Raw genomic sequence first — 4683 nt, forward strand, 5'->3', positions numbered from 1 at the left:
GGGGACGCGGACGCCAGGCTGGGCGCGCGGGTCGAGGACTGGGTGCCGCCGCCGCGCCCCGACTGGGAGCGGATGGAGGGGCGCTACGTCGTGCTGGAGCGGCTCGATCCGGCGCGCCACGCGGCCGACCTCTTCGCCGCCAACCGGGAGAGCGACGCGATCTGGGACTACATGCCCTATGGCCCCTTCGCTGACGAGGCCGCCTACCGCGCCTGGGCCGAGGGCATGGCGGGGCGGGCCGATCCCTGGTTCGTCACGCTGATCGACCGGGCGACGGGGCGCGCAGGCGGGGTCGCGAGCTATCTCAGGATCGAGCCGGCGGCGGGGTCGATCGAGGTCGGCCACATCGCACTCGCCCCGCGCATCCAGCGGACGCGGGCGGCGACGGAGGCGATGTATCTGATGATGGCCTGGTCCTTCGGCGCGGGCTATCGCCGCTATGAATGGAAGTGCAACGCGCTGAACCTCGGCTCGCGCCGCGCGGCGGAACGCTACGGGTTCAGTTTCGAGGGCATCTTCCGGCAGGCGACGGTGGTGAAGGGGCGCAATCGCGACACGGCCTGGTTCGCGGCGATCGACCGCGAATGGCCGGCGCTGAAGGCCGCCTTCGACACCTGGCTCGACCTGGCGAATTTCGACGCGGCCGGCCGTCAGCGTCAGGGTCTTTCGGCGCTGACGCGCCCCGTGCTCGTGACGAGCGACCCCGCGCTCCTCTGACCGGCGCGGGCAGGGGCGAACCGCGCGCGGGTCAGAACGGGGCGCCGGTGGCGAGCCGGTCGCGGACCAGCCCGCTCAGCCGGTGCATGTCGCCGGCAAGGGTGCGGCCGCCGGACCTGTCGCGCGCCAGTGCCTCGGCCGCAGCCCGCAGCGGCGCGTCATGGGCCGAGAGCGCGACGCCGGCGAGGAACTGCGCGAGATAGTCGAGCGCCGCGCCGTCGGGCCCGTTGCCGAGGAGGTCGGCGACATGGGCAAGGTCGTCGCGGAGCGCGAGCGGGTCGGGATGAACGCGGTCGTCCTCCACGCCGCCCCGTCCGGGCGCCACGGGTTTCGGCGCGGCAGGCAGGGCCGCGAGAATTGCCCGCTGGAAGGCCGAGAGGCTTTCGATCGGCTTCGCAAGGAACCCGTCGGCACCGGCAGCGCGCGCGCGCGCCTCGGCCCCGGTGTCGCCGCTCGTGCCGAGAAGCGCCGGCACCCGCGGGCGGCGTCCGGCGACCTCGGCGATGAGATCGAGCCCCGAGCCGTCGGGCAGGCCGAGGTCGACGATGACCACGGTCGGCCGGTAGGACATGAGATGCCGCCACGCCGAGCGCAGGCAGTCCGCGCGCCGGATCCGCGCACCCGAGCGCAGGCAGAGCAGCCGCATCGCCTCGCAGGCGAAGCGGCTGTCCTCCACCACGAGTACCGTCAGGCCGAGGAGCGGACGCTCCGGCGTCGGTTCGCGGGCGGCGAGAAACGCGCTCAGCTCATCGGCCATCTCATCCCTCCTGTCCTCGTGGGGCCGCCGTCTGGGGGCGAGTAAGACAGCGATTGCCTAACGGAGCGTAAACGCGCCTGCGACCAAGCGGGCGCTTGCGAAGCCCGCCGCTCCGCCGCATAACCCGGCGGAGCCCCTGTCGCGGAGGAGTGAGATGATCGGTCGCCTGAACCATGTCGCCATCGCCGTGCCGGACCTGAACGCCGCGGCCGCGCAATACCGCGACACGCTGGGCGCGACGGTCGGCGCGCCGCAGGACGAACCCGAGCATGGTGTCACGGTCGTCTTCATCGAACTGCCGAACACCAAGGTGGAGCTCCTCTACCCCCTGGGCGAGAACTCCCCCATCGCGGGCTTCCTGGAAAAGAACCCCGCCGGCGGCATCCACCACATCTGCTACGAGGTCGAGGACATTATTGCCGCCCGCGACCGGCTGAAGGCCGCGGGCGCGCGCGTCCTGGGCACCGGCGAGCCGAAGATCGGCGCGCATGGCAAGCCCGTGCTCTTCCTCCACCCGAAGGACTTCAACGGCTGCCTCGTGGAACTGGAGCAGGTCTGATGAACCTCACCGGCGGCATCGTCCTCTTTGCGGTCATGTGGTTCATGGTGTTCTTCGTGGCGCTCCAGATCGGTGCGCGGAGCCAGGCGGACGAAGGCGACATCGTGCCGGGAACCCCGGCGAGCGCCCCTTCGGAGGTGCGGCTCAAGCGCAAGATCGTGGCGACGACCATGGTGACGGTGGTGCTGTGGTCGGTGGTGGCGAGCGTGATCCTGTCGGGCGCGATCACCCTGCGCGACATCGACTGGTTCAACCAGCTCGGCGATAGGCCGGAGGCGCCGGGGAACTGACGGCGACTATTCGGCCGCCTTGTTCGCGTTCGTGCTTTCGCTGCGCGTCTGGGTGAAGCGGGTGATCAGCGCATCCTCCAGTTCGCGGTTCAGTTCCTTTGCGCGGGCGACGTAGGCGGGATTGTTCTCCATCGGCACGCCGGGAATCCAGACCTCCGCGAGGTCGCGCACGGCGGCGCGGTCGAGCTTGAAGAAGGTCTTTTCCAGCTCCTTCGCCTCGTAGTCGGACAGGCCCATGTTCTCAAGGACATAGCGCGCGACCCTGAGACTCGAGTCGAAGTACTCCCGGACGATGTCGTCAGCCCCCGCCTTGTAGAGCTGATAGACATGCTCGCGGTCGCGGGCGCGGGCGATGATGTGCAGGTCGGGGCGTTCGCGGCGCGCGTAGTCGACGAGCCGCACGGCGGCCGCGCGGTCGTCGAGGCAGATCACGAGCACACGCGCCTGCGCGATGCCGGCCGCGCGCAGGAGCTCCGGCCGGGTGGGGTCGCCGACATAGCCCTTGAACCCGAATTTCCGGAGAAGCTGGATCACGTTGAGGTCGCTGTCGAGCACGGTGGTGCTGAAGCCCGACATGGTCACCATGCGGTTGACGACCTGGCCGAAGCGGCCGACCCCGGCAATGATGATCGGCTCCTGTTGATCGATCTCGTCCGCCGGGGCGCGGTCGCCTTCGTCCTTCACGTACCGGGCGAGGACGTCGTGCAGGATGAAGGCGAGCGGCGTGAGGAACATCGTCAGCGCGATGACGAGGAGGAGTTGCTGCGCCAGGACCTCCGGCAGGATGCGCTGCTTGACGGCAAAGGCCGCGAGCACGAAGCCGAACTCGCCCGCCTGGGAGAGGCCGAGGGTGAAGAGCCACTGGTCGCGGCCCCTGAGATGGAAGAGCCGGCCGAGGCCATAGAGCACCGCCCCCTTCGCCGCCATCAGCGCCAGCGTGAGGCCTGCGAGCGTCACCGGCTGCTGCCAGAGGAGATCCACGTCGATGCCCGCGCCGACGGTGATGAAGAAGAGCCCGAGGAGCAGCCCCTTGAAGGGCGCGATGTCCGATTCGAGTTCGTGGCGGAACTCGGAGTTGGCGAGCACGACGCCCGCGAGGAAGGCCCCGAGGGCGGGCGAGAGCCCGACAAGGAGCATCAGCGAGGCGATCGTGACGACGATCATCAGCGCGAGCGCGGTATTGACCTCGCGCAGGTGGGCGCGGTGGACGAACTGGTAGACCGGGCGGACGAGATACTGCCCTGCGAGGACGATACCCGCCACGGCGCCGAGCGTGACGAGGGTCACGCCCCAGGCGGGCAGTTCCTGCAGGAAGCTCAGCGCAACATGGGTCTCGGCCGCCTGGGCCTGGGCCAGCGCCCGGGCGCCGGGCAGCGCGAGGAGCGGCAGGAGCGCGAGAATCGGGATCACCGCGATGTCCTGCATCAGGAGGACCGAGAAGGCGCTGCGCCCGCCCGCCGTGCGCATCAGGTTCTTCTCGGTCAGCGTCTGCAGGACGATGGCCGTCGACGAGAGCGAGAGGATGACGCCGAGCGTCAGCGCCAGGCGCCAGCCGAGGCCGAGGCCGAACGCGCCGAGCGTCACGACGAGCGCGGTGACGAGAATCTGCAGCCCGCCGAGGCCGAGGAGCCGGTCGCGCATCCCCCAGAGCGCGCGCGGCTCAAGCTCCAGCCCGATGAGGAAGAGCATCATCACCACGCCGAATTCTGCGAAATGCTGGATGTCCGCAGTCTCGCTGCCGACGAGGCCAAGAACGGGGCCGATGACGATGCCGGCGACGAGGTAGCCGAGGACCGAACCGAGGCCGAGCCGCGAGGCCACCGGCACGGCGAGCACCACGGCGATCAGGTAGAGCGAGGCCTGGAGAAGAAAGCTTTCCATCCGCGGGGGCAAGCCTTTCGGTCGGGCGGTTTTCAGGACGGGTCCGGACGCGGCGGCGCGGCGCGGAAATCCCGGTGGAATCATGGCACATCCGGCCAGAGATTCCATGGCGGGACGCGAATAAAATTGCTCTGATCGCGCCGAAATGGCGACCGGGGGGCCCCCTCGTGCCTCAGCCGTTCTTCTGGATCTTCAGCGTGAAGCTGCGGCCGCCCTTCACGTAGGTCAACTCGCTGTCGCCGATGGCGGCGACCTGTCCGCCGTCGAGGCGGTCGCCGATCTTCACCTTGACGAGCCGTCCGGAGGGCATCCGGACCAGCGCCCGCCGGTTGGCGGAGGAGCCGTAGACGCCGATGAGGTTGATCTTGCCGAGGTCGATGGCGTTCTTGACAGTGGCCTGCCGGGCGACCGTCACCGTGGTCGGCATGTTGGGGACCGCCTCGAGCGGCTCCGGTTCGTCGATCTCGACGGCCTCGGGG

General features: G+C 69.8%; 5 protein-coding genes and 1 pseudogene. 3 read left to right on the plus strand and 3 right to left on the minus strand.

All coding sequences use genetic code 11. The annotated features are described in order from the left end of the window. The first annotated feature begins 18 nt into the window (after positions 1–18). A complete protein-coding gene (locus tag F9K34_RS17150) occupies positions 19–717 on the plus strand; it encodes a GNAT family N-acetyltransferase (protein WP_291338337.1) in 699 nt (232 codons plus the stop codon). 31 nt (positions 718–748) lie between these two features. Here the strand turns inward: F9K34_RS17150 and F9K34_RS17155 are convergent, their stop codons facing one another. Beyond that, positions 749–1474, minus strand: a complete 726-nt coding sequence (locus tag F9K34_RS17155) for a response regulator (protein ID WP_291338333.1) — start codon at positions 1472–1474, stop codon at positions 749–751. Positions 1475–1628: 154 nt separating this feature from the next. On the opposite strand from F9K34_RS17155, the gene mce reads away from it, so the two are divergent. After that, a complete protein-coding gene (gene mce, locus F9K34_RS17160) occupies positions 1629–2033 on the plus strand; it encodes a methylmalonyl-CoA epimerase (protein ID WP_291338334.1) in 405 nt (134 codons plus the stop codon). After that, positions 2033–2323: a DUF1467 family protein gene (locus F9K34_RS17165; RefSeq protein WP_291338335.1), complete on the plus strand. Its 291-nt coding sequence runs from the start codon at positions 2033–2035 to the stop codon at positions 2321–2323. Before mce ends, F9K34_RS17165 begins: the two co-directional genes overlap by 1 nt. 6 nt (positions 2324–2329) lie before the next feature. Here F9K34_RS17165 and F9K34_RS17170 read toward each other — a convergent pair whose 3' ends face one another. After that, positions 2330–4204, minus strand: a complete 1875-nt coding sequence (locus F9K34_RS17170) for a monovalent cation:proton antiporter-2 (CPA2) family protein (RefSeq protein WP_291338336.1) — start codon at positions 4202–4204, stop codon at positions 2330–2332. A gap of 172 nt (positions 4205–4376) precedes the next feature. Further along, positions 4377–4683, minus strand: a pseudogene (locus F9K34_RS17175) (hypothetical protein); the annotation flags it as partial.

Source organism: Albidovulum sp. (assembly GCF_008933605.1).
In the GTDB taxonomy this organism is placed as follows: Bacteria; Pseudomonadota; Alphaproteobacteria; order Rhodobacterales; family Rhodobacteraceae; genus Albidovulum.